The following is a 24,057-nucleotide window of genomic DNA, read 5'->3' as shown; positions in this document are numbered from 1 at the left end:
ACCTGTCATCGGGCGCGCATTCGCACGACCCGGTGGCTCGCAATGACGGCAGAAACGAGAGGAATGGAACAATGTTTGAAAAAGACCTGCTGGCGGGAAAGCGGATATTGGTCACCGGCGGCGGCTCCGGGCTTGGGGCGGCGATGGGGCGCCGCTTTATCGAGCTTGGCGCCGGGTTGATCATCTGCGGGCGGCGGCTGGAATTGCTGGAGGCGACCGCCGCGCAGATGCGCAGCGATCTCGGCGGCAAGGTCACCGCGATCAAATGCGACATTCGTGATGGTGCTGAGGTCGATGGCATGATGGAGGCGATCTGGCACGAAGCGCCGCTCGACGTTCTCGTCAACAACGCCGCTGCAACCTTCATCGCCCAGACCGAGCACTTATCATTTCGCGCCGCGGATGCGATCCTGGCGCCGACGCTGCATGGCACGATGTATTGCACGCTTGCGGCCGGCAGACGCTGGATCGAAGCACGACACACAGGCGTCGTGCTCTCGATCCTCTCGACCTCGACCATCACCGGCCGCGCCTTCACGGTGCCTTCCGCGATGGCGAAGTCGGCCGTGCTTGCGATGATCAGAAGCCTGGCGGTGGAGTGGGGACCCAAGGGCGTCCGCACCGTGGCGATCGCGCCCGGCCCGTTTCCGACCGCCGGCGCAGCGGGCCAGCTTCGCCCGGAGGGCCGCGACGAAGGCTGGGCAAGGAGGAATCCGCTCGGCCGCGCCGGCGAACATCGCGAACTCGCCGATCTCGCGAGCTTCCTGATTTCGGATGGCGCCGGCTACATCAACGGCGAGATGGTGGTGCAGGATGGCGGCGCGCATTTGCGCTCTTCCGGCGCCGAGGATCTGCTGCAATGGAGCGACGCGCAGTGGGAAAAGCAGCGAGCCGCGCGGTCGAAAAGTTAGGCGCAAAGGCCGCCCCGCACGCGGGCACGACGGCGTCCCTAACTGCCTTCCCAAAAAGGCATTTCCCGGCTATCCATCGCACGGGTGACGACGAGATTCGGGCCATCTTCCAGTCACAATAATGAGGGAACCAAATCCGGTCATGTCCGTGCGGCGAATACTGACAGCCCTGGTAGCTGGTCTGCTGGTGTGCGGGGCAATCGGCCTTGCGCAGGCGCAGAGTGCGTCGTCGAAAGCAGCGAAGGGCGCGGCCAAGCCCGTGCCCGCGAAACCGGAAACCAAGCCCACCGCCACGGCGGCTGTCGCCGGCAGCCCCGAGCCGACGCTAATCGGGCAGTTCGGCACCTGGGGCGCCTATTCCGCAGCGCCGAACGGCAAGAAGGTGTGTTTTGCGCTGGCAAAACCTTCGTCGTCGAAAACCAATCCGCCAAACCGTCCGCGTGATCCGGCTTACGCCTTCGTCTCCACGCGCCCGGCGGAAAAGGTCACCAACGAAGTTTCGGTCATGATCGGATACACGCTGAAGCCGGGCTCCGAATCGACGCTCGAGGTCGGTGGCGCGTCCTACGCGATGTATACCCAGGGCGACGGCCTCTGGATCAAGAACGCCGCCGAGGAAGAGCGGATGGTCGACGCCATGCGCAAATCGGCGGATGTGACCGTCAAGGGCGTGTCGGCGAAGGGCACCGAGACCACCGACACCTTCTCGCTGAAGGGACTTGCCCAGGCGCTCGACCGGCTGGCACAGGATTGCAAGCGCTGACGCGGTCGCAATTGCACTGCCAATTGCTATATAAGGGCACTTATTATTGGCCGTCCTGGCCGGGCTCGTCCCGGCCATCCACGTCTTAACGAACGGCAACAAAGGACGTGGATGCCCGGGACAAGCCCGGGCATGACGAAATTCAGAGATACCAAGTCATGCAGACGATGATCGAAACGCCCGGCGCGCCGGCGCCTTTGGAAAAGGTCGCGCTCGAGACCTATGTGCCGCCGGCAAAGCCGTCGCTGGTCGGACTGTCGCGCGCGGAAATCGCCGAGCGTCTCGGCGAGATCGGCGTGGCGCCGGCGCAGCGCAAGATGCGGGTGCAGCAGCTCTGGCATTGGATCTATGTCCGTGGCGCCGAAGATTTCGGCGAGATGACCAGCATTTCGAAGGAAATGCGCAGCCAGCTCGAAGCCCATTTTACCGTTGCCCGCCCCGAGGTGGTCGCCGAACAAATCTCCAACGACGGCACCCGCAAATGGCTGTTGCGCTTACCGAGCGGGGACAGCGTCGAGAAGGCGCATGAAGTCGAGTGTGTCTATATCCCGGAGACCGACCGCGGCACGCTGTGCGTTTCCTCGCAGGTCGGCTGCACGCTGAATTGTTCGTTCTGCCACACCGGCACGCAGCGGCTGGTGCGCAACTTAACCGCGGGCGAAATCGTCGGCCAGATCATGGTGGCGCGCGATCGTCTCAACGATTGGGCCGACCGCGAGACGCCGACCGGCAGCCGCCTCGTCACCAATGTGGTGATGATGGGCATGGGCGAACCACTGTATAATTTCGACGCGGTGCGCGATGCGCTGCTGATTGTCTCGGATAACGAAGGCATCGGCATTTCCCGCCGCCGCATCACGCTGTCGACCTCGGGCGTGGTGCCGAACATCATCCGTACCGGCGAAGAAATCGGCGTCATGCTGGCGATCTCGCTGCATGCGGTACGCGACGAACTGCGCAACGAATTGGTGCCGCTGAACCGCAAATACCCGATTGCCGAACTGCTGCAGGCCTGCCGCGATTATCCGGGTTCCTCCAACGCGCGCCGCATTACCTTCGAATATGTGATGCTGAAAGGCGTCAACGATTCGATGGAAGACGCAAAGCTTCTCGTGAAGTTGCTGAAGGGCATTCCGGCCAAGATCAATCTCATTCCGTTCAATCCGTGGCCGGGCACGCGCTACCAATGTTCGGACTGGGACCAGATCGAAAAATTTTCCGAATACATCTTCAACGCCGGCTACTCTTCGCCAGTACGCACGCCGCGCGGCCGCGACATCCTCGCCGCCTGCGGCCAGCTCAAATCCGAGACCGAGAAATTGTCCGCCCGCGAGCGCCAGGCGCTGCGCGCCATGGCGATGACGGATTGATGCTTTACGCTCCTCATGGTGAGGAGGCGCTTGCGCCGTCTCGAACCATGAGGCCCCAGACGGTGCCATTCATCCTTCGAGACGCGGCCAAGGGGCCGCTCCTCAGGATGAGGGTGAGAGCTCAGCTCTTGGGACCCTACAAGTGAGAAAGGTTTAATGGCACTGATCGGCCGCCTCTTCGTCATCCTGTTCGCGTTTCTCGCCGCCTGCCTGGTGGCGGGATTGATTGTGGTCGTCGCGGTGCTGTTTCCGGAATTCAGCGATCTCGGCACTGGGCCGGTCGATCCCGGCGCGTTCAACATCGTGCTCGGCTTCGGTTTTATCTTCATCAGCGGCTTCGCGCTGCTGCCGGCGATGATCGTGGCTGCGATCACGGAGGCGTTTTACGTCAGGAGCGCGCTGGCCTACGCGGTCGGCGGCGGCCTGGTGGGGCTTGCCTGCTATCTCGGCCTCGTTCCATTCGACACCGAAACGCTGCGCTTCGACGGCATCGTGCGGCGTCATCTCGAAATCATGACCGGCGCAGGCATCGCGGCCGGCGTCGTCTACTGGATGATCGCGGGCCGTACCGCCGGCGCCTGGCGCGAACCACCGCGCCGGCTGCGGCCGCCGCCACCATTGCCGTCGCATTCGACTGCGTCGTCAGCGCCGCCACAATCACCGCCGTCATGACTGCATTTGCCGTCATTGCGAGGTGATTACAGGGGTTTTCATCCCCGACCGCCTCGGCTAAACCCCGCGCCATGAACCGGACCGGACTTTTCATCGCGCTTGGAATTGCGTTTGTCGTCGGACTAGTGTTCGGGATTTATCCCGAGCTCGATCTGAAATTGGCCGCGTTGTTTTATGATCCCGCGACCAAATCCTTTCCGCTCAAACAAAACACGCTGGCCGCGTTCGCGCGCGACGGCGCGATGTGGATCGCGTGGGGTTTTGTGGTGCCGGCGATCGTTGCGCTGGTGGCAAAGTTCGTTCGGCCGGACCGGCCGCTGATGATATCCGGGCGCGCCATCATCTTCTTGGTGGTGACGCTTTTTCTTTCGGCCGGCGTCCTTACTAATTTCACCTTCAAGAGCTATTGGGGCCGGCCGCGCCCTGTGGTGGTGACGGAATTCAACGGACCGGAACAGTTCGTGGCGTGGTGGGATCCGCGCGGCAGCTGCGATCGCAACTGTTCGTTCTTCTCCGGCGAAGGCGCCACCGCGTTCTGGACCTTTGCCCCCGCGGCCCTGACGCCACCGGCCTGGCGGCCCTTGGCCTATGCCGCGGCGACCATGTTCGGCGTGGTGACGAGCGGCCTGCGGATGGCATTCGGCGGGCATTTTTTCACCGACGTCGCCGCTGCCGGACTGGTGACATTCGTGGTGATCTGGCTGGCCTATGCGTACATCTACCGCTGGCCCTGGACCCGCCTGTCCGACGAGCGCATCGACGCTGCGCTGACGCGGCGGGCCTGGCCTCTATTTCGCTTCCTTCGGCGACGGCGCAAACGCGCTGTAGAGGCCAATCCGGCCGAGTGAGCGCTTGCGCAACGGACCTTTCCGCCTATAGTCCCGCGAAATTTTGAATTTCATCCCAATTCAGCAGGGTTTTCATGAGCAAGGACGTGAAGAAGGTGGTGCTCGCCTATTCGGGCGGGCTCGACACCTCGGTCATCCTAAAATGGCTGCAGACCACCTATGCTTGCGAGGTCGTGACCTTCACCGCCGATCTCGGCCAGGGCGAGGAACTCGAACCCGCGCGCCAGAAGGCGCTGCTGCTCGGCATCAAGCCCGAGAACATTTTCATTGAGGATTTGCGCGAGGAATTCGTACGCGACTACGTGTTTCCGATGTTCCGCGCCAACGCGGTCTATGAGGGCCAGTACCTGCTCGGCACCTCGATCGCGCGGCCGTTGATCGCCAAGAAGCAGATCGAGATCGCCGAAAAAGTCGGCGCCGATGCGGTGTCGCATGGTGCCACCGGCAAGGGCAACGATCAGGTCCGCTTCGAGCTCGGCTATTATGCGTTAAAGCCCGACATCACCATCATCGCGCCGTGGCGCGAATGGGATTTGCGCTCGCGCGAGAAACTGATTGCCTTCGCCGAAGCCCACCAGATTCCAATTGCAAAAGACAAGCGCGGCGAGGCGCCGTTCTCGGTCGATGCCAATCTGTTGCACGCCTCCAGCGAGGGCAAGGTGCTGGAAGACCCCGCGCAGGAAGTGCCCGATTACGTCTATTCGCGCACCATCGATCCGGAGAAGGCGCCGGACAAGCCGACCTATATCACCATCGATTTCGAAAAGGGCGACGCGACCGCGATCGACGGCAAGAAGCTGTCGCCGGCAACCTTGTTGGCAAAACTCAACGAACTCGGCCGCGCCAACGGCATCGGGCGGCTTGATCTGGTCGAAAACCGATTTGTCGGCATGAAGTCGCGTGGCATGTACGAGACGCCGGGCGGCACTATTTTGTTGGCCGCCCATCGTGGCATCGAATCGATCACGCTGGATCGCGGCGCGGCGCATCTCAAGGACGAGCTGATGCCGAAATATGCCGAGCTCGTCTATAACGGCTTCTGGTTCGCGCCGGAGCGCGAGATGCTGCAGGCGGCGATCGATCACAGCCAGCAATATGTCACTGGCCGGGTGCGGCTAAAACTCTACAAGGGCAACGTCATCGTTGTCGGCCGCGAGAGCAAATATTCGCTGTATGATCAGGACCTCGTCACCTTCGAGGAAGGCGCTGTCGCCTACGACCACCGCGATGCCGCGGGATTCATAAAGCTCAACGCACTGCGGCTGCGCACGCTCGGCCAGCGCAAGAAGAAGCTGGGGCTGTAGGGTTTTGTCGTCCCTGCGAAAGCTGGGACCCATAACCACCGATGGTCGTGGTTACGCCGGGCTGGTGCTCCAGCTCATTTCAAGATCAATATTTGTGGTTATGGGTCCCCGCGTTCGCGGGGACGACAACTAACTTCACCGTCCGACCTCATACGGGCCGCCCCGCTCCAGCGCGCGCTGGTAGGCCGGGCGGGCGTGGATGCGGTCGAGAAACGCCATCGCCTTCGGGTGACCCTGCTCGAGCCCGCCGCGCGCGGCGGCGGCTTCCAGCGGAAAGCTCATCTGGATGTCGGCGGCAGTGAATTCGCTGCCGGCGAACCATTGGTTTTTTTCGAGCTCGCTCTCCCAGAACGCCATGTGCTGTTTGAGTTGCGGATTGACCAGGGTGGTCAGCGCCTGATTGGAGACCTTGCGTACCAATGGACGCAGCAGCGCCGGCGCCCGCCTCGGCATCAGCGTGAACAGCAGTTTTAGCAGAAGCGGCGGCATCGCCGACCCTTCCGCATAGTGCAGCCAATAGGTGTAGCGCAGCCGCTCCGGCGTTTTGGGCGGCGGAATCAGGCGGCCGTTGCCATAGGTTTCGATGAGGTATTCGGCGATCGCGCCGGATTCCGCTGTCGTGTTGCCGTCGTCGGTGATGACGGGGGATTTTCCGAGCGGATGGACGGCGCGCAATTCGGCTGGTGCACGCATGTCGGGCTGACGCTGGTAGCGCACGATCTCGTAAGGCACGCCCAACTCTTCCAACAGCCACAATACGCGCTGGGAGCGGGAATTGTTGAGGTGATGGACGGTGAGCATGGCGATTCCCCCTGGACGCAGTGGCGCATCTGTTTGGCGGTCGTGCCAGCCGGGCGCTGGAAAGTCGAGACGGCCTTGGGGGTCAAATATCACCCGGATGTTATTGACTGAATTAATTTATCCGGGTATAAATAGGCACTTCGGGGAGCAGAGAGTTTTTCGATGATCCAGGCGCTTCCAAAATACTTCACCGCCTTTAGGGGCGATCAGCGGCTGGCCTCGGGCCCATTGGCCGAGGTCGCGCTCGCCGTCATGAAAGCATCCAGGGGTTCCGCGGCCGAGCCCATCCTGATCTTTGACGACGCGAACGGCCGGCCGATCGATCTCGACCTCCGCGGCACCGAACGCGACATCGTCGCGCGCCTGCCGCAGCCCGCTTCCTATTCGGAAACTCCCGCCGATGAGCCGGCACCGCGCGGGCGCGGCCGGCCCAAACTCGGCGTCGTCGCGCGCGAAGTGACGCTGTTGCCGCGGCATTGGGAATGGCTGGGGGCGCAGCCCGGCGGCGCGTCGGTGGCACTGCGAAAACTCGTTGAAGAGGCGCGGCGCGCAAGCGGCGATCGCGACCGCAGCCGCGCGGCGCGCGAGGCGGCCTATCATTTCATGTCGGCGATGGCCGGCGATCTCCCCCATTTCGAGGAAGCCTCGCGGGCCTTGTTCGCGGACGACCGCCGGCGTTTCGTCGAACTCATTGCGTCCTGGCCCCGCGATATAAGGGACCACGTCGTCAAACTCGCCTTCAGCGATCGCGCGGAACCGCCGGCGGCGTGATCGACGCCAACGGTTCACTAAAAACCCTCAATTCCGACACCGCAACATTGCGCGGCATCGATCCGCCGCGCCAAAAAGCAAGGAAGATCCGTGTCCGCAGCCCCGCCCCTCTGGAGGACATTTCTTGTCTTCCTTGCCCCGATGATGCTGAGCAACATTTTGCAGTCATTGTTCGGCACCATCAACAATATCTACCTCGGCCAGATGATCGGGGTCGATGCGCTCGCCGCCGTCTCGGTGTTTTTCCCGGCGATGTTCTTTTTTATCGCCTTCGTCATGGGCTTGAGTTCAGGCGCCACCGTGCTGATCGGTCAGGCCTGGGGCGCGGGCGAACCCGACAAGGTGAAGGCCGTCGCCGGCACCACCCTGACAATCGCGCTTCTGCTCGCAGCAATGATCGCCGTCTTCGGCGGGTTGTTTAGCCGCCAGCTCTTGATTGGGCTGGCCACACCGCCCGAAATTCTCGGAGAGGCGAGCGCCTATGCGCGCATCATGATGATCACCATGCCGTTGACGTTTGTTTTTATCCTGCTGACGGCGATGATGCGTGGCGTCGGCGACACCGTGACACCGCTGCTCGCACTGACGATGTCGACCGTCATCGGCCTCGTGTTGACGCCGATGCTGATCCGCGGCTGGTTCGGCTTACCCCGGCTCGGCGTCGCCAGCGCCGCCTGGGCGTCGGCGGCATCGGGCTTGTTCACCCTGCTGTGGCTGGCCGGACATCTTCGCCGCCGCCGTCATCCGCTCGCGTTCGACACGGCATTCCTGCGCGCCATGCGGCCGAACGGGGCGCTGCTGCGCAAAATCCTGAACCTCGGGATTCCGGCCGCGCTCGGAATGGTCGTGATGTCGCTGGCCGAGCTGGTCCTGCTCGGCCTCGTCAACGGCTTCGGCTCCGACGCGACAGCGGCCTATGGCGCGGTCAACCAGGTCATGAGCTACGCACAGTTTCCAGCGTTGTCGATTGCGATCTCAGTCTCGATCTTCGGCGCGCAAGCCATCGGTCGCGGCAATGCCGACCGGCTGGGCGCGATTGTCCGCACCGGGCTATTGATGAACCTCGTTCTGACCGGTGGATTGGTGGCTCTCGCCTATCTGTTCTCCCGCGCCATCATGAGTTGGTTCATTACCGATGTCGCGGTGCTCGAGCTCGCGCAAGGATTGCTCCACATCGTGTTGTGGAGTTCGGTGCTGTTCGGAATGGCAACCGTGTTCTCCGGCGCGATGCGCGCCAGCGGAACGGTATGGGCGCCTTTGTCGATCTCGATCTTTGTGATTGCCGCGATCGAGGTGCCCTCCGCGGTGATCCTCAGCCGCGCCATCGGCATCGAGGGCGTCTGGGCTGCTTATCCGATTACGTTTTTCGCCATGTTCCTTTTGCAGATGAGCTATTACCTGCTGGTCTGGCGCAAGCGCGCGGTCAAGCGGCTGATTTGACCGCCATCCCGCAGCGCCACAGTATTATGCTCATCATAATGCAGTGGACGCGCCGCGCGGGCTACGCCACAATGATTCAGCAACAAGAAGCTGGGAGGCCGCCTTGACCAAGACATCGCCGCAGTTCCTGTTCGATTTCGGCAGCCCCAACGCGTTCCTCAGCCATGAGGCGATCCCGGCGATCGAACAACGCATCGGCGTGAAATTCGAATATGTGCCGATCCTGCTCGGCGGCATCTTCAAGGCCACCAACAACAGATCGCCGGCCGAAACGCTGGCCGGCGTCAAGAACAAGCCCGAATTCAATGCGTTGGAGACCGAGCGTTTTGTCAGGCGCTTCGGTGTCAAGCCGTACACAATGAATCCCTTCTTTCCAGTCAACACCCTCAATCTGATGCGCGCCGCGGTCGCCGCCCAGTTCGAGGGCGTGTTCGAGACGTATGTCGACGCCGCGTTTCATCACATGTGGGTCGAGCCGAAGAAGATGGATGACCCCGAAGTGGCGGCGAAAGCGCTAACCGCATCCGGCCTCGACGGCGCAAGACTTTTGGCGCGCGCGCAGGAGGCCGACGTCAAGGCCAAACTGATTGCGAACACCCAGGCAGCCGTCGAGCGCGGCGCGTTCGGCTCGCCGACCTTTTTTGTCGGAAACGAGATATTTTTCGGCAAGGAGCAATTGCGCGAGGTCGAGGAGATGGTCTTGGGAAAATGCTAGTTCCGTCATTGCGAGCCAACGGGGAGAGAACCACGCAGGCCCGCGAGATTTGTGGAGTCCCAACATGCAAAAACGCGACGCGACCTGCGCGGTGATCGGCGCCGGCGACTATATCGGCGCCGAGATCGCGAAGAAATTCGCTGCTGAAGGATTCACAGTGTTTGCAGGCCGACGCAACGGCGAAAAGCTCGAACCGCTGGTGAAAGAGGTCGAGGCATCAGGTGGAACGATTTTCGCGCGCTCGCTCGACGCCCGCAAGGAGGACGAGGTCACCGCCTTCCTCCATGACGCCGACAGGCACGCCCCGCTCGACATCTGCATCTTCAACGTCGGCGCCAATGTCAATTTCCCGATCCTGGAAACCACCGACCGCGTGTTCCGAAAGGTCTGGGAAATGGCCTGCTGGGCCGGGTTCGTCTCGGGCCGCGAAGCGGCGCGACTGATGCTGCCGCGCGGCCAGGGCAACATCTTCTTCACCGGCGCCACCGCGAGCTTGCGCGGCGGCTCAGGTTATGCCGCCTTCGCCAGCGCCAAATTCGGCCTGCGCGCGGTGGCGCAGGCGATGGCGCGCGAGTTGGGGCCGAAGAACATCCATGTCGCGCATCTGATCATCGACGCCGGTGTCGATACCGCCTGGGTGCGCGAGCGCCGCGAAAAGCTCTGGGGCAAGGAGGCGCTCGACAACCCCGATTTGCTGATGCCGCCGGCCTCGGTCGCGGCCTCGTACTGGCAGCTTTACCAGCAACCGAAGAGCGCCTGGACATTTGAATTGGAAATCCGCCCGTTCGGGGAGAAGTGGTGACACTCATTCTCTCGTCATGGCCGGGCTTGACCCGGCCATCCACGCCTTCCTTCGGTGTGCGCGTTGAAAGGAGAAAGACGTGGATGCCCGGACATAGGCGAGCGGAAGCGACGCCGTCCTTCGAACGGCTATGCCCGGGCATGACGGTGAAATAAAAACGACTAATAAAAAGGAGACTCAAACAATGCGCATTCTCGTGGTCGGCGCCGGCGCCATCGGTGGATATTTTGGCGGCCGGATGCTGCAGGCCGGCCAGGACGTGACCTTTCTGGTCCGGCCGCGGCGCGCGGCTGAACTGACTGAGGCCGGCCTTGTGATCAAGAGCCCGAACGGCGACGTGACGCTGAAAAATCCGCCGACGGTGCAGGCGGACAAATTGAACGAAAAATTCGACGTCTTGCTGCTGAGCTGCAAGGCGTTCGATCTCGACGACGCCATAAAATCGTTTGCGCCGGCGGTCGGGCCGCAGACGGCGATCATCCCGCTGCTCAACGGCATGCTGCATCTCGACGTGCTGGACCGGAAATTCGGCCGCGAGCGCGTGCTCGGCGGGCTCTGCGCGATCGCGGTCACTCTCAACGACCAGCGCGAAGTGGTCCAGCTGGCGCCGATGCAGTCGCTCAATTTCGGCGAACGCGACGGCAAGATGTCCGATCGCGTCCGCGCCATCGCAAACGTTTTCGCAAGCGGCAAGTTCGGTTCGGTCGCCAGCGAAAACATCCTTCAGGAGATGTGGGAGAAATGGGTGTTTTTGTCGACGCTGGCCGCCTCGACCAGCCTGATGCGAACCTCGGTCGGCAATATCCTGGCAGCGCCCGGCGGCAAGGACTTTATCCTGGGCATGCTCGATGAAACCAAGGCCATTGCGACCGCCGAGGGCTACGCGCCCCGCGCGCCGTTCCTGGAACGAACCACTGGAATGCTCACCGCGGAGGGATCGCCGATGACCGCATCGATGTTCCGCGATATCAAGGCGGGCGCCCCGGTCGAAGCCGACCACGTAATCGGCGACCTGATCGCGCGCGGCGATGCGGCAAAAGTACCGGTGCCAAGGCTGCGCACCGCTTACACGCATCTCAAAGCGTATGAGAAGCAGCGAGGATAGGATTCGCTTCGCGCGCCTCACGTTCTATGTCGTCCCTGCTTTCGAAAGCAGGGACCCATAACCACCGGCGCTGATCGTTACAAAAGCCGTCTCCCACACCGCCTACACGAGAGGCCGCGGCGTATGGGTCCCTGCTTTCGCAGGGACGGCGGAAATTTATAAGTGCGCGAGATAATGCGCGAGCGCGGTGATTTCCTCGTCGCTCAGGGGATAGGCGACTTCCGCCATCGCCGCGCCGGCACCGCCGGATCGCACGCTCGATTTATAGTCGTGCAGCGCCTTGATGAGATATTCCTCGCGCTGGCCGGCGAGGCGCGCGACCGCTTTGGTGCCGGCAAAGGTGTCGCCATGGCACGACGCGCAGCGCCGCCCCATAGCCGCCTGCGCGCCCTTTTGCGACAGATCGGGATTGTCGTCGGGCGTTGCGGGCTTGGGCGGCGTCAGCGAGGCAAAATAGGCGCCGAGACTACGGATATCCTCATTGCTGATTTGCTCGACGATCGGCTGCATCTGCTCGCTCTTGCGCGCGCCGCTGCGGAAGAACACCAATTGCCACTGAATGAACTGATCGGGCTGGCCTGCGAGCGAAGGAATGTTCTCGGTTTGCGAAATGCCGATATCGCCATGACAGCCGGCGCAGACTTCGGCCTTTTCTTTTACCGATGGTGTATCGGCGGCCTTGGCGATTGATCCGCAGAGCATTGCTCCTGACAACATCAAGACGAAACCAATTCTCATCGCCACTCCTCTCCACTCGTCGCGGCCGGGCTCGACCCGGCAATCCATCTCTTACGAGACATTTTTTTCATTTTGATGGATGCCCGGATCAAGTCCGCATAACGAGTGCGTTCCATCACTCGATTGTCAAACAAAGAGGCTGCGGCCGCTCGTTCCCGAGCAACCGCAGCCTCCAAAGTCTCTTTAGCGTTACTTCTTGTAGCTGATGCGATAGATCGCGCCGGCCCAATCGTCGGCGACGAGGATCGAACCATCCTTGGCGAGGATGATATCGTCAGGCCGGCCGAGATAGCCCTGATCGCCTTCGATCCAACCGGATGCGAACACTTCCTGCTTGGGATTCTTGCCGTCGGGACCGACGATCACGCGAACGATCCGCCCGCCCTGATATTTATGCCGGTTCCACGAGCCGTGTTCGGTGATCAGGATGTTGTTCTTGTACTCGGCCGGGAATTGATCGCCGGTATAGAACTTCATGCCGAGCGGAGCCACATGGGCGCCGAGATTGAGCACCGGCGGGGTGAATTCCGAACATTTGTGACCCATCGCAAATTTCGCATCCGGCAAATCACCCTGATGGCAATAGGGATAACCAAAATGCTCGCCCATCTTCGAGATCATGTTGAGCTTGTCGCTCGGCAGGTCGTCGCTGATCCAGTCGCGCGCATTCTCGGTGAACCAGTATTTTCCACTGCGCGGATCGACATCGCCGCCGACGCTGTTGCGGACGCCGAGCGCCACCAGTTCGGCATTGCCGGTCTGGGGATCGACACGGCGGATCTGCGAGACGCTGGTCGGTGGAATGCCGACGTTGAAGGGAGGTCCGAAGGGTATGTAGAACGAACCATCCTTATCGGCGGCGAGGTATTTCCAGCCATGCGCCGCGTAGGACGGCATGTCGTCATAGACCACCTTGCCCTCGCCGAGCTTGTCGAGATTGGCCTCGGCATTGTCGTATTTGATCAACTTGTCGACGGCGATGACGTAAAGCGCGCCGTTGCGGAAAGCGAGGCCGGTGGGCATGTTCAGGCCCTTGAGGATGGTCTTGACCTCCTTCTTGCCGCCATTGTCGGTGATGGCATAGACGTTGCCGAGGCCGAACGAGCCGACAAAGAGCGTGCCCTTGTCACCCCAGGCCATCTGCCGTGCAGCCAGCACACCCTGCGCGTAGACTTCGATTTGGAAGCCAGGCGGCAGTTTTATCTTTTTTATTAGCGCGGCGAGTTCCGCTTCTGACGCACCGGTCGGCGGACCCGACGGCGGCGCGAGGCCCTTTTGGGCTTCGGTCTCGTCACCGAGGAACCAGTCATCCGGTGGATGCGTCCAGAACTCCTTGGTTCCGGATTGGTACGAGTGCAGCTTCTGCTGCGCGTAGACCGTACTGGCCCCCGCGACAGCAAAGATTGCTGCAAGCGCAAAAACAGATCGATTGAAAGCCGATTTCATCGCGACACTCCCCTTTACAGCCATGCGGCTGCGTTTGTTATTGATTCGAAGGTTTCGAGAGAGGGATTTTGGTCTGTTGAGGTAGCTAAGAGAGGTGAGATTGGAGTAGACGCGAAAATGTTAGCACATCCGCTCGCCGTGAGAAGCGCACTGCGCGCGGCTCGGTCTGACCAAAGCGGCTGGACCGGAAAGAAATTTAGACTGAGAAGCAATTTCCCTGGAACTTTTTCCAAAGAGGCGATTTTGGCGGCTCGCTGCAATGCGGCATTGACGGAGCGGCGCTATCGGAGCTTTTATGATGTGCCTAATTTGACAGCAAAAAAATCAAAGACGTTCTGCAACGTATAAACGTATAGAGGCGTGGCCCGAGGCGGGTCGTCGATGAGATCGACGCTGGTCTATGGTTGTGCAGAGGGCTTGCCAAAGTGCCATCGGCGCACGTCAGTTTCAGCGTTAGGGATCGAGGCATTTTCGACCAGAAGCTCGCCTGACTGAATTTGAAGTTTCCAAACGCCGACCGGGGCCTGTCGGCCGCGAACGAACAGGGGCCCGGTGTTGACAAACTGTGCCAGCTCGCAAGCGTTTGATGCAGCTTCGCGCAGTGCTTTTTGGATCAGATCATCACCCACTACGATCTTTGTGCCAAGCGTCCCTGCCCGCTGCTCAAGTCGAGACGCGACATTGACGGCATCACCGATGAGCGTTGGACCAAAGCGTTTTGAACTGTTGATGGTGCTGGTCCAGACCTCGCCGTACTGCAAACCGATGGAGACTGAAATCGGAGAACTGGTGCTGTTAGTATCATCGAGACTCAGCGCACGAATTCGTTCGAGAATCCTCCTCGCGCATCTCAGCGCTCTTATCGCGCAGTCGGGCCGGTCGGCCATGTCCCCAAACGTGGCCAGTACGCCGTCTCCCTGATACGCATTGAGTTCACCTCTGAAACTGGACACGGCGTCGGTCACCATATGCTGAAAGTCGCTGAGCAGACCGAACACGGCTTCCGGGGGATCGTCGATGCAGATCTGCATGAAATTGTCGAGGTCGACGAACATTACCGCCATGTGCCGGTGGCGCGGCGCCTCAGGGTACGGAATGACGTTGGCAAAAGGCTCGGTGGAGGTCATGTTTCACTCCTTTTCGAGGCAATAATCATCGGAAATGCGAACGTTGAAACTGGTCCGAACCATATGAAGCCCGCCGTGAGGGCGCCGTGAATCGACGCTAACCCCCGCGTTCACGGCACTTGACGCCAAGCCGGCCAATTGCGTGCTGCGGACGCCGAAACCCCTGCTGCAGGGGTCAAACTCGATGAAATGACGATGCCAAGGTCATCGCACTACTGAAACACGGGGAGTGGCCTAGTGCGCGACCGGCCCGGGAGTTCGGCTTTTCACGTACGTTTCACGGTGGTCCTTCAATTCCCGACCGGTCGCACGGGGAAAGACCTCGATTGGCCGGAAAGAAAGAACCGCGTCACGGGGCATCTTGTGCGGAAGTGGCCGCCGTAGGTGACCCCACGGTATGCCTGGGAGGTACCTGATGGCCGAGCGATGGAGACGGACGCCAAACATCTGTGAGACCCGATGGTTTGATAGCATCGATCTTGTTTAGGCCGCCGTCATCGCGGTTTGTAAAGCTGCCGCCCACCGTTGGTTGGCGTCGGATGAGTTTGGTCCCCATCATGGACTGAACCAACGGACCAAAAAGCAGACACATATCGGCAGTAATATGGGACTGGTGATTTGGCTGCTGGTGGCTTTAGCCTCGTACGATTGATAGTTGCGAATTTCCCAAATTTGAGAAGCGCATGTGATGAACCTCACTCCGCTTGATTTATATTCGCCATCTGGCGGGAAGCTGTTGGACAGCATAGCAAGTCTCGCATCGGCCGAGCTTGTCGCGCTCGCCGGGCGTCTGACACGCGTTTTCTCGATTGCATCTCCATTTGCGCCAGGCCTTCACTGCATTGGCGGTGAGGTAACGATCGACGCCGATCCGACCGCGGCCTCTGGCGCGGTGCGCCTGAGCGTCGCGGGAAATGGTGAGACGTTGGCATCAGCGCTTGTCTCGTGTCTGGGTGAGGCGGCCGAGTTTCTTTCCCAGTTTGAGAGGCCGGGCGACATCGAGGCAGCCGCTAGCGACCGAACGAATTTTGTCGCAGACGGCTGGATTGCCGAGGCCGTGTCACACGCCGACCGGACAATTGACTGGACTGCCGGGTCTGACGCGTCGACTGGAGATATCGCGTTGCTGCCAGCCGATCTCTGCCTCAGGCGGTCGCCGACACGACGGGCGATCGAACCGGTCGGCGCCTTGTCTTCAGGTGCAGCCGCAGGACCGAGCTTCGAGACAGCCGCTCTTCGTGCAGTTTTGGAGCTCTGCGAGCGCGATGCAGCCGCCCTGTGGTGGCTGGGCGGTTTCCGCCCGAAGCGTTTCGCACTGGAGCATCCGGCGACCAAAGCCGGGGCTGAACTGATCGAGCGACTTCGCCAAGGAGAGACAGCACGGCGAACCGTGCTGCTCGACATCACGACCGACAATGGCGTCCCGGTCGTTGCGGCGGTGTCGATGGACCATGACGGTCGAGGAATGGCATGCGGGTTGTCGTCCAGACTGACCGCGAGCGATGCGGCGAGGGCCGCGGTCCTCGAAATGTGCCAAATGGAAATGGCAGCGCCGATCGCGCAGACCAAGCGCGCCGAGGGTGGCGATGCGGTGCTCAACGAGGCGGATCGCCGCCATCTCCGTCGTGCGGAGTTCGCGGCGGCGGACTGCGAGCTTCTACATCCGCGGGATATGTCGCGGCACGCCGCGAACGGGCCGGCCGCGGCCCTGGGGCTCAAGGGACTGGTAGGCCATCTGCGCAACTGCGGCGTTCGGCTCTTTCTGGTCGACCACACGCGGCACGACATCGGAGTTGCCGCCGCAAGGGCAGTTTCGCCGGACCTGCAACCTTTTTCAGCAGCTGTCTCGACGAAGCGGTTTGCCAAGGCGCGCGATAAGGGGTCGGATATCGCCGAGCACGAGACACCATTGCTCTAATGTGAAGATATCACTGGACGCCAATTGGTCGCATTTCGTAGGTTTAGGCAGGCATGTTTGACCATGAGGCGCGCAATTAGGTGGAGCGTCAGAGGTGGCAAAGGGCGGCATTACTGAAACGCCGGCGAGTGGGCGACTGACCCTCCGTCTCCTCGGAGATTTCGCAGCCGAAATCGATGGGCGTGAGATTTCGCTTGCGACGCGCAAGGCCAAAGCCCTGACGGCCTATCTCGCTCTTTCCGATAATGCGCAGGACACACGCGAGCGTCTTGTCGGTATCTTGTGGAGCGAGAGCGACGAAGAGCACGCGCGAGCTTCGTTGCGGCAGGCCGTGCATGACATCAAGCTGGCCTTCGATAGTGCGGGTTTTGCGGGGTTCCGGGTCGACAAGCAAACCCTGTCGCTGGTCCGTGAACGGCGCACCTGCGACGTTGACGAGGTGCTCGCCGCCGCGGCGCAAGGCACGGTGCATTCGCGGCTACTCGATGGCCAGCGCATCACGGAAACTCTGCTTTCCGGCCTCGACAACGTCGATCCGGCCTTCCAGGTCTGGTTGCTGACCAAGCGCCAACTGCTTCTTGACCGGCTGACACTCGCGCTCGAACGCTTGCTGCCGGCCGAAGGGGATTCCCCTGAGGCGAGTGCCGCCGCTTTGGCCCTGCTAAATCTCGATCCCACGCACGAGATCGCGTGCCGGCACCTCATTCGCGCGCGCGCGGCGCGGGGCGACATTGGCGGAGCCTTGAAGATCTACAAGTCTCTCTGGGATCTTCTGGAGGCGGACTACGACATCGAGCCATCCAACGAAACCCAAGCCTTGATCGTCGGCATCAAGCAGATGCCCAACCTAAGCGAACCCCCGCAAGCCTCCACGATTGCCCCAACCTTGCAGGGTGCATCACGCGAAACGTCCGCTCCAAAGCGGCTGTTGATATCTGTCTGCACGTTCGACGCGAGCGGGGTACCCGAGGACATGCGCCACGTCGTCAATGGATTTCGTCACGAATTCGTTGCCTGTCTGACGCGTTTCCGCGAATGGTCGGTACGAACCTTGTCTCCACTCTGGGAACCGGAGCCGAGAAGCTGGTCATCCCCGCCCGAGTATATTGTCGAGGGCAGCACCTATGAATCGAGCGGCACGGTTCGGCTCGTTGTCACTCTGCGAGATGCATCGACTTCCGTATGCATTTGGAGCGAACGCTATTCCATCACTCTGGCCGCGTGGTTCGAGACCCAGGAGCGTATCGTCCGCCAGATCGCCATGGCCTTGAATATCCACGTCTCCGCCGAGCGACTGCGCCGTCTTGCAACCGGAAGTGAAGTGACCCTGGAAATCCATGACCGATGGCTGCGCGGGCAAGCCCTGCTGCTGCAAATGGCCTCAAAGGATTGGCCGGCGGCCGCCGCGTTGGTCGAGAGCCTGATCGCCGATGCGCCTGATTTCTCCCCCGCGTTGAGTGGCCTGGTTCAGTATCGCAACATCGCGCACATCGCGCTTCCCGGCCAATTTCGGGATACTGCCAAGCATCTGGAGACACTGCAAATAGCTCAACGTGCGGTTCAGCTCGATCCGCTCGATTCGCGTGCGCAGCTCAGTCTCGCGTGGACCTACCAACTGCTCGGTCGCGTGGACAAGTCGACGCTGCACGCCGCGCTTGCCGTTGATTTGAACGAAAACGATCCCTGGACCCTGATGGCATCAGGTCAGATTTTTGCTTATTGCGGTGAATACGAGCGCGCTGCGACCCTGTCAGCCGCGTCACTCGGGATCACGCCGATGCCCGCGGCGCCACAGGTGGCGTATTCCGGTGCGATCAAGTTTCTATGCTCTGATTACGCGGGGTGCATTGACGCGTCTCGCGAGGAGCTCGGGATGTCTCCAGCCTTCATGATCTGGGGCTGCGCGGCCAAGGCCCAACTCGGCCGCCTCAACGAGGCAAAAGCGGAATTTGAGAGGGCGTTGGACAGGGTTGCCGCCGACTGGCACGGCCAGCAGGTGCCGACGCGCGAAAGCATGGCGCGCTGGCTGCTGCATGTCTTTCCAATCGCGACCCGCGGAGACTGGGAGCGTCTGGCCGCGGGTCTTGCCGCGGCCGGCGCTCCCATCGAAGGTATCGAGTTCGGCGTCTGGTGAACGCCGATACGGCCTCAGCCGCAGGTATTGAGCGTATATTCGCCGATGCGCTCAGCGTGGATCGTCATTCTTTTGACCTTGGTAGCGTATTCCGCCGGGAGTGGCTGTCCCCCGAATATGCGCGCGTAGAACGGCGGGAGTTGATAGGTTGCGCCGTTGATGAATCTGTTTTCGTGGTCGACGAGTATCTCCTTAGGCGGCACCCGGAGAACAAAGACGTCCGAATCGCCTTGTAGCACGATCAGGCCTATGCCTCCGTCACGGGGCACGGGCGTGTTGTTTCCGTCGTCGAAAACGAGGCCCACGTGCGCCGAGCCGCACTGATCCCAGAATTCTCCGAACGATCTTGGCTTGGGGTATTTGGGAGGCATTTCTTCCGTGGGGGGCACGGGGTTTTCTTCCGTCATCACATAATCAACGTAGTTCTTGCCGGTCGCCCACGACTTCACGAGCTTACCCCAGGCGGGATAATCGTTCGGGCCAATCGTGATCTTTTGACGTCCCATGTTCCACCTCGCTCCTGTTGCTTGCATCATGTTTGATATCGGCTACCCGCCGATCGGGAATTTGATTCGAGCACCGAGGAAATCGATGAGGCTATTCACCGTCGTGATGCTCTCCAAGCCGGGAAATGCGCCGGGCTCTCCGTCGAAAACGAGTTCCGATACGTGCTGCAGTTGGCCTGCAAGGTCCTGGTTGCCGTCGGCGCCCAGAAGGCGATCATACTGGAAAATACCGTAGAACACATCCGCCACTACGATCGACGTCAGCACGCCAAGATGCCTCCCCTCGATGTTGGGATCCACTCCGGCTTCGAAGCGGGCGAAAAACGGAATCGGCGGATCGGCTGCCAGGATTCTGATTTCATCATCGTTCAAGGTTTGCCCAGGCCTGCATCGGCGATCCGACAGCCAGAGCGAGACGGCGGCGTACCAGGGTGGATTCTTCGGGTCGTCCAGAGCGCCCGCCAGATACGGCGACGACCGGAACAGTTTCCCGTGCGTCTTGCTCAGCGTTTCGGCCAAGGCACGAACTGACCAGGGTTGCGTCGCAATTGAACTCGTCAGATCGCGAACCGTCAGCCCCGGCTCGTTTGGCTCACTTCCCCGGACGGCGTTCTCGATGTCCATGCGGGACCATGGCCCAATTCTCACGCTGAAATTCGTCGCCTCGCCGTTGCCGAAAAACCGCTGCCAATCGATCGTCCAACTATTCTCAAACGGCATTAGAGCGGGGTTCTTTTCCGAGGTGTGCTCGATAATTTCAGTCAGACCGAGGCGGCCATACGGCGGCGGTGTCTCTGGATTGAACGAATATTTTGCCCGGATCATTGCGTGACCGAAACGAAAAAAGCCAAAAGAGAATTCCAGCGGTACCAACCACGGGCCGTTGTCGAGACCCTGTGGGCGGTCAATGACTTGAATGACCCCCGACTCGTATGCGGCACGAACATCGGGGTGCAAAATCTTAGGCAAAACGTCGTCTCGAATAATCCTACGGTAAATCAATGCACATGCCGACTGTGTCGCGACAAACTTCCTTTGCGCGTCAATAAACGGACTTCCCGTCGAACGGATCTTTGCATTGGCAGAAAGATTTTCGAGTATCTGATTTTGAAGGTGATGAAGCATGACCACGATTTGCGACAAAATAGCATGTGAGTCATTACGTGCGTCTGGGATTAGCGCTTCGGGATATCCTTCTTTAGCAAGCACTCCGGTTGCGCGCGCGCGCGCAACGTCTCTCAAATCACCCGTATCAATATTGCACTCACCATCGCTACGTACCCCTCCAAGCCGAAGACGATCGCGAAAGCCACTGTCGCTCACTTCATAAGCGTACGGACATTGGACAGGGCCGCCGCCAAAGATCGTCTCAAGCCGCAAGGGCCTGCTGCGGACGTTGCTGAGGCCGAGCACGCTGCTTTGATTGCGTGACAAAAATAGCGAGCTTTGAACGAGGTCATGCGCAATCAATTGCAGAAAATACGTGTAGCCACTGGGAATATCCGGATTGAAGTCTTTCGCGGGTTCGAACTGGATGATACCCGCGAGCTTCTCCATTAAGCCTCCAGCCCGTATCCGCTGACCCGAATCCTTCGGGTTGAAAGGCTCCCCGTCGATCGCGAATTGCTGCGAAGGACCGGGGTCCCCGAGGAAGTGTCTAAACCCGGGCGGGACGACGTCCGGCGCCGCGTCAGCCTCCCGGCCAGTTGCGCGGGGCTGAATCGCACGTGCAGTCCAAAGAGAGATCGTTCCGTGTGCGCTCATCTGAGTGCCCCTTCGATGGCTATTTCGCCACACCCGCCGTTAGCCCAGCGTGAAATGACCTTTGCTCACCGCCAAGAGGGCTTTTCACGCTGCCCTCACGCTCCCTGCCCATACTTGCGCTTGGACGATGCCGCCGCAACCGCAACAGGGAAAGCAAATAGTGCGCTATTTCTATTTCAAGGACGAAGTTTTTCGGCGCCAGGGCATTGCCCGCGTCGAGTTCACCGGGGACCTCGGCATCGCGGCCTGCCTGGCACGCGCGGAGGTTTTCTCTCCTGGCGCGACCGCATTGTCCCGATTGCCCGCGCGACACGGGCCGTGTCCGAACATGGGTTTGGATCGAAGCGCAAAGCCCGCCAATCGGCCGTCGCTAAAGGCGCCCAACCCCGATCAATCTCTCAATCCTAGCCGATCAGCCTGGGACGACGGAATGGCCGACTTCTCGATCCGCATGAAGAACAGGCTCCAATTCTCGAGCTGCGAAGCCCCGCACATTCCGACAAGCAAGCCGCATCGGGAGACCCTCATTGTCGAGTTGCGCGGCGATCTTCTGACGATTACCGAGCGCCGCGCGGATGGCGGTCTCGGAAGCCGCATCTACGCACAACGCGCGATCGACCTGTTGGAGGCTTCCATCTTCACGATCCTCCCTGAACTGCCGTCCCACGTTCGGGACGGCTCTTTTTTCCCCGCTCTCGGCACAGTTGCGATTCTCGCGACGCCTCCCGATGAGCTGCGCCGGTTGCGCGCGGTCGGAACCGACAAGAACAGCGGCCAATGTCACGGATGGATCTTTGACGCGATCGAGCAGGCCGGGCCCGGTTCAAATCGCTCGTGAGTATTCGGGAGAACGTCCACACTGCTATCCGCGGCGCGGCGACGGGGAAACTGGCCTCTTTAGAGGCGCCGCGAGCATCGCGCCGCAGCTTTGGGCGCGCGGCTTAGCCGAACCGGACACGCAGACGGTCCGGTTCGTCAGAAGTTATCCAATTGCCAAGAAAATCTGGAGCGGGCGAAGGGGCTCGAACCCTCGACCCCGACCTTGGCAAGGTCGTGCTCTACCACTGAGCTACACCCGCATCCGATGATTGGCGGCGGCGATCGCGCGCCGGCAACGGCAGAGCTATGCCAAATGCGGCTTACGAATGCAACAGCCGGGGCGAGGGTTGGAACCGGCTAAAAGTCCGGATATCGCAGGATATATGGCGAAATCGGCTCAAAACGGCCGCCTCGCGGCGGTTAACCTGCCGCCGCGTCCTCCGACCGCAGGCTGTGGGCTTGGCTTTGCAGCGTGGCACGCAGCGATTCGAGCCATCTGCCGAACGAGCCTTGGAGGGTTCCGGTCAGTTCCTCGCGGCGGAGCGGCTCGCAATCAAAGGTCGCCCACCATTCGACGAAGGCGCGATCGCCATCCACCACCGGCGTGATCCGTAAGGTGGCCTGAAAGCCGGTGACCGGCAGGGTCGGCTCACCGCAGAATTCGTAGGTTTGCGACCGCTCGACGTCGGATTGGGCCAGCAGGCGCTGGCGGATGTGCCGATCCTGGTAGCGCACGCTCCTGACCGCGCTGACGGTGTCGCCTGTCTTGCCGTCCTCGATCCGGCTTTCGCCGGCGCCGCCGACCCAGACCGGATAGTTGTTGAAATCGCGAACGATTTTCCACATCTCCGGGGCGGGCTGCGCGAACATTGTGGAGTAATCAGCCTTTGCCATCGCTCAATTCCTTCGTTGGGAATAGGTGGCACGATGATGGGCTTGCGGAGGCCTGCCGCCCACCCGATCTCCGATCCGACCAACCCTCAGGCGCCGTCGCCGGAACCGATTGAAATTTCCGCCCCAGCCGCCACTTAGGTGAACAGAACTCCTGAACCATCCCACCGGGCCGTGCTAGAACGGGCCCAACCTTTCAAGACATCAGGCGAGGAATCCCGTGACGATCGTAGAACAGGGTAGTGGACCGGCGCCGCAGGCGGCGGCCGATCTGATCAAGGAGACGACGACCCAGACGTTCGTGAAGGACGTCATCGAGGAGTCGAAGCGCCAGCCGGTATTGATCGACTTCTGGGCGCCATGGTGCGGCCCGTGCCGCCAGCTCACGCCACTGCTTGAAAAGGCGGTGCGCGCCGCCAAGGGCAAGGTCAAGCTGGTCAAGATGAATATCGACGAGCATCCGGCGATCCCGGGCCAGATGGGAATCCAGTCGATCCCCGCTGTGATCGCCTTCGTCAACGGCCAGCCCGCCGACGGATTCATGGGTGCGATCCCGGAAAGCCAGGTGACGGCGTTCATCAACAAATTGACCGCGGGCGTGCCCGGCGCCGGCGAGCCCAATATCGCGGAAATCCTCAAAGAGGCGGAAGCCGTGCTGGCGGAAGGCGATCCCGCCACCGCCGCGCAAATCTACGCCGAAGTGCTGGCCGCTGACGCCACCAACATCGCAGCGCTTGCCGGGCTCGCCAAAGCCTACATGGCGACCGGCGCCATCGAGCAGGCCAAGCAGACGCTGGCCATGGTGCCGGAATCGAAACGCAATGATCCGGCAGTCAAGGCCGTGCAGGCCGCGATCGATCTCGCCGAGCAGGCCAAGTCGCTCGGCCCGGTCACCGAACTGGAACAGAAAGTCGCCGCAAACCCACTCGATCATCAGGCTCGATTCGATCTGGCGACCGCGCTCAACGCTTCGGGCAAGCGCGCTGACGCGACCCATCAGCTGCTCGAAATCGTCAAGCGCGATCGCAAATGGAATGACGACGGCGCGCGCAAGCAGTTGGTGCAGTTCTTCGAGGCGTGGGGACCGACTGATGAGGCCACCACCGAGGGACGAAAGCGATTGTCGACGATCCTTTTCTCGTGAGCCGTGTATTCCGGGAAAAGCATGCCCTCGGAACTGACCGGAGAGTGGGGCGCCGGTTTTGCGATCAT

The 24,057-nt window shown here is 61.1% G+C and carries 22 protein-coding genes and 1 tRNA gene; 15 read left to right on the top strand and 8 right to left on the bottom strand.

Translation table 11 applies throughout. The annotated features are described in order from the left end of the window. Positions 1-71: 71 nt before the first annotated feature. From B5526_RS19300 to B5526_RS19275, 6 genes are all read left to right on the top strand, one after another. Positions 72-911, top strand: coding sequence for an SDR family oxidoreductase (locus B5526_RS19300; RefSeq protein ID WP_079540589.1), 840 nt, complete (start codon positions 72-74; stop codon positions 909-911). A gap of 142 nt (positions 912-1,053) precedes the next feature. Further along, positions 1,054-1,674 carry an invasion associated locus B family protein gene (locus B5526_RS19295; protein WP_079540587.1) on the top strand — a complete coding sequence of 207 codons (621 nt, stop codon included), beginning with the start codon at positions 1,054-1,056 and terminating at the stop codon, positions 1,672-1,674. A gap of 167 nt (positions 1,675-1,841) precedes the next feature. After that, the gene (gene rlmN / locus B5526_RS19290; protein WP_154071729.1) at positions 1,842-3,044 is read left to right on the top strand and encodes a 23S rRNA (adenine(2503)-C(2))-methyltransferase RlmN; all 1,203 of its coding nucleotides are present in this window, start codon (positions 1,842-1,844) and stop codon (positions 3,042-3,044) included. Between the two features lie 156 nt (positions 3,045-3,200). After that, a complete protein-coding gene (locus B5526_RS19285) occupies positions 3,201-3,716 on the top strand; it encodes a hypothetical protein (protein ID WP_079540583.1) in 516 nt (171 codons plus the stop codon). Between the two features lie 71 nt (positions 3,717-3,787). Continuing rightward, complete coding sequence (locus tag B5526_RS19280) at positions 3,788-4,564, top strand: phosphatase PAP2 family protein (protein ID WP_079540581.1); 777 nt, start codon at positions 3,788-3,790, stop codon at positions 4,562-4,564. Between the two features lie 74 nt (positions 4,565-4,638). Continuing rightward, positions 4,639-5,868, top strand: a complete 1,230-nt coding sequence (locus B5526_RS19275; protein ID WP_079540578.1) for an argininosuccinate synthase — start codon at positions 4,639-4,641, stop codon at positions 5,866-5,868. Positions 5,869-6,003: 135 nt separating this feature from the next. Here B5526_RS19275 and B5526_RS19270 read toward each other — a convergent pair whose 3' ends face one another. Continuing rightward, the gene (locus B5526_RS19270) at positions 6,004-6,669 is read right to left on the bottom strand and encodes a glutathione S-transferase family protein (RefSeq protein ID WP_079540576.1); all 666 of its coding nucleotides are present in this window, start codon (positions 6,667-6,669) and stop codon (positions 6,004-6,006) included. A 162-nt stretch (positions 6,670-6,831) separates the two neighbouring features. Between B5526_RS19270 and B5526_RS19265 the strand changes: the two genes are divergently transcribed. From B5526_RS19265 to panE, 5 genes are all read left to right on the top strand, one after another. Continuing rightward, the gene (locus B5526_RS19265; RefSeq protein WP_079540574.1) at positions 6,832-7,440 is read left to right on the top strand and encodes a DUF2239 family protein; all 609 of its coding nucleotides are present in this window, start codon (positions 6,832-6,834) and stop codon (positions 7,438-7,440) included. Between the two features lie 90 nt (positions 7,441-7,530). Next, positions 7,531-8,880, top strand: coding sequence for an MATE family efflux transporter (locus B5526_RS19260; protein ID WP_244562004.1), 1,350 nt, complete (start codon positions 7,531-7,533; stop codon positions 8,878-8,880). A 103-nt stretch (positions 8,881-8,983) separates the two neighbouring features. Then, positions 8,984-9,595, top strand: a complete 612-nt coding sequence (locus B5526_RS19255) for a 2-hydroxychromene-2-carboxylate isomerase (protein ID WP_079540569.1) — start codon at positions 8,984-8,986, stop codon at positions 9,593-9,595. A gap of 64 nt (positions 9,596-9,659) precedes the next feature. Beyond that, complete coding sequence (locus B5526_RS19250; protein WP_079540566.1) at positions 9,660-10,397, top strand: SDR family oxidoreductase; 738 nt, start codon at positions 9,660-9,662, stop codon at positions 10,395-10,397. Between the two features lie 184 nt (positions 10,398-10,581). Further along, on the top strand, positions 10,582-11,502 hold the full coding sequence (gene panE / locus B5526_RS19245) for a 2-dehydropantoate 2-reductase (RefSeq protein ID WP_079540564.1): 921 nt from the start codon (positions 10,582-10,584) through the stop codon (positions 11,500-11,502). A gap of 156 nt (positions 11,503-11,658) precedes the next feature. Here the strand turns inward: panE and B5526_RS19240 are convergent, their stop codons facing one another. From B5526_RS19240 to B5526_RS19230, 3 genes are all read right to left on the bottom strand, one after another. Beyond that, the gene (locus tag B5526_RS19240) at positions 11,659-12,240 is read right to left on the bottom strand and encodes a c-type cytochrome (protein ID WP_079545110.1); all 582 of its coding nucleotides are present in this window, start codon (positions 12,238-12,240) and stop codon (positions 11,659-11,661) included. Between the two features lie 189 nt (positions 12,241-12,429). After that, positions 12,430-13,686 carry a PQQ-dependent sugar dehydrogenase gene (locus tag B5526_RS19235; protein ID WP_079540562.1) on the bottom strand — a complete coding sequence of 419 codons (1,257 nt, stop codon included), beginning with the start codon at positions 13,684-13,686 and terminating at the stop codon, positions 12,430-12,432. A gap of 398 nt (positions 13,687-14,084) precedes the next feature. Then, positions 14,085-14,813 (bottom strand): adenylate/guanylate cyclase domain-containing protein, encoded by a 729-nt coding sequence (locus B5526_RS19230; RefSeq protein ID WP_079540560.1) that lies wholly within the window; start codon positions 14,811-14,813, stop codon positions 14,085-14,087. A gap of 892 nt (positions 14,814-15,705) precedes the next feature. Here B5526_RS19230 and B5526_RS19225 point away from each other — a divergent pair. Together B5526_RS19225 and B5526_RS19220 are read left to right on the top strand one after the other, a co-directional pair. Further along, positions 15,706-16,731 (top strand): YcaO-like family protein, encoded by a 1,026-nt coding sequence (locus B5526_RS19225; RefSeq protein ID WP_172842067.1) that lies wholly within the window; start codon positions 15,706-15,708, stop codon positions 16,729-16,731. Positions 16,732-16,825: 94 nt separating this feature from the next. Beyond that, positions 16,826-18,865, top strand: a complete 2,040-nt coding sequence (locus B5526_RS19220; RefSeq protein ID WP_079540555.1) for a BTAD domain-containing putative transcriptional regulator — start codon at positions 16,826-16,828, stop codon at positions 18,863-18,865. 14 nt (positions 18,866-18,879) lie between these two features. On the opposite strand, the gene B5526_RS19215 is transcribed toward B5526_RS19220, so the two are convergent. Together B5526_RS19215 and B5526_RS19210 are read right to left on the bottom strand one after the other, a co-directional pair. Then, the gene (locus tag B5526_RS19215) at positions 18,880-19,371 is read right to left on the bottom strand and encodes a hypothetical protein (protein WP_079540553.1); all 492 of its coding nucleotides are present in this window, start codon (positions 19,369-19,371) and stop codon (positions 18,880-18,882) included. 42 nt (positions 19,372-19,413) lie between these two features. Continuing rightward, the gene (locus tag B5526_RS19210; protein WP_154071357.1) at positions 19,414-20,928 is read right to left on the bottom strand and encodes a hypothetical protein; all 1,515 of its coding nucleotides are present in this window, start codon (positions 20,926-20,928) and stop codon (positions 19,414-19,416) included. Positions 20,929-21,565: 637 nt separating this feature from the next. Here B5526_RS19210 and B5526_RS37780 point away from each other — a divergent pair. Continuing rightward, complete coding sequence (locus B5526_RS37780; protein ID WP_154071356.1) at positions 21,566-21,973, top strand: hypothetical protein; 408 nt, start codon at positions 21,566-21,568, stop codon at positions 21,971-21,973. A gap of 166 nt (positions 21,974-22,139) precedes the next feature. Here B5526_RS37780 and B5526_RS19200 read toward each other — a convergent pair. Continuing rightward, positions 22,140-22,214 (bottom strand) — tRNA-Gly (locus B5526_RS19200). 160 nt (positions 22,215-22,374) lie between these two features. Beyond that, entirely contained in the window at positions 22,375-22,824 is a 450-nt protein-coding gene (locus B5526_RS19195; RefSeq protein WP_244562003.1) for an SRPBCC family protein, read from the bottom strand. 241 nt (positions 22,825-23,065) lie between these two features. Here B5526_RS19195 and trxA point away from each other — a divergent pair, with 241 nt between their 5' ends. Continuing rightward, a complete protein-coding gene (trxA, locus tag B5526_RS19190; protein ID WP_079540545.1) occupies positions 23,066-23,989 on the top strand; it encodes a thioredoxin in 924 nt (307 codons plus the stop codon). The last annotated feature ends 68 nt before the right edge of the window (positions 23,990-24,057 follow it).

It is taken from the genome of Bradyrhizobium lablabi (genome assembly GCF_900141755.1).
In the GTDB taxonomy this organism is placed as follows: Bacteria; Pseudomonadota; Alphaproteobacteria; order Rhizobiales; family Xanthobacteraceae; genus Bradyrhizobium; species Bradyrhizobium lablabi_A.
Note: the sequence above shows the minus strand (reverse complement) of the source record. Positions and strands in the feature narration are given on the sequence as shown.

Excerpts from the sequence above, each read along its gene's own strand:
- B5526_RS19300 (WP_079540589.1), top strand. The coding sequence starts at position 72 with ATGTTTGAAAAAGACCTGCTGGCGGGAAAGCGGATATTGGTCACCGGC.
- B5526_RS19295 (WP_079540587.1), top strand. The coding sequence starts at position 1,054 with ATGTCCGTGCGGCGAATACTGACAGCCCTGGTAGCTGGTCTGCTGGTG.
- rlmN (WP_154071729.1), top strand. The coding sequence starts at position 1,842 with ATGATCGAAACGCCCGGCGCGCCGGCGCCTTTGGAAAAGGTCGCGCTC.
- B5526_RS19285 (WP_079540583.1), top strand. The coding sequence starts at position 3,201 with ATGGCACTGATCGGCCGCCTCTTCGTCATCCTGTTCGCGTTTCTCGCC.
- B5526_RS19280 (WP_079540581.1), top strand. The coding sequence starts at position 3,788 with ATGAACCGGACCGGACTTTTCATCGCGCTTGGAATTGCGTTTGTCGTC.
- B5526_RS19275 (WP_079540578.1), top strand. The coding sequence starts at position 4,639 with ATGAGCAAGGACGTGAAGAAGGTGGTGCTCGCCTATTCGGGCGGGCTC.
- B5526_RS19270 (WP_079540576.1), bottom strand. The coding sequence starts at position 6,669 with ATGCTCACCGTCCATCACCTCAACAATTCCCGCTCCCAGCGCGTATTG.
- B5526_RS19265 (WP_079540574.1), top strand. The coding sequence starts at position 6,832 with ATGATCCAGGCGCTTCCAAAATACTTCACCGCCTTTAGGGGCGATCAG.
- B5526_RS19250 (WP_079540566.1), top strand. The coding sequence starts at position 9,660 with ATGCAAAAACGCGACGCGACCTGCGCGGTGATCGGCGCCGGCGACTAT.
- panE (WP_079540564.1), top strand. The coding sequence starts at position 10,582 with ATGCGCATTCTCGTGGTCGGCGCCGGCGCCATCGGTGGATATTTTGGC.
- B5526_RS19240 (WP_079545110.1), bottom strand. The coding sequence starts at position 12,240 with ATGAGAATTGGTTTCGTCTTGATGTTGTCAGGAGCAATGCTCTGCGGA.
- B5526_RS19235 (WP_079540562.1), bottom strand. The coding sequence starts at position 13,686 with ATGAAATCGGCTTTCAATCGATCTGTTTTTGCGCTTGCAGCAATCTTT.
- B5526_RS19230 (WP_079540560.1), bottom strand. The coding sequence starts at position 14,813 with ATGACCTCCACCGAGCCTTTTGCCAACGTCATTCCGTACCCTGAGGCG.
- B5526_RS19215 (WP_079540553.1), bottom strand. The coding sequence starts at position 19,371 with ATGGGACGTCAAAAGATCACGATTGGCCCGAACGATTATCCCGCCTGG.
- B5526_RS19210 (WP_154071357.1), bottom strand. The coding sequence starts at position 20,928 with ATGGAGAAGCTCGCGGGTATCATCCAGTTCGAACCCGCGAAAGACTTC.
- B5526_RS37780 (WP_154071356.1), top strand. The coding sequence starts at position 21,566 with ATGGCCGACTTCTCGATCCGCATGAAGAACAGGCTCCAATTCTCGAGC.
- B5526_RS19195 (WP_244562003.1), bottom strand. The coding sequence starts at position 22,824 with ATGTTCGCGCAGCCCGCCCCGGAGATGTGGAAAATCGTTCGCGATTTC.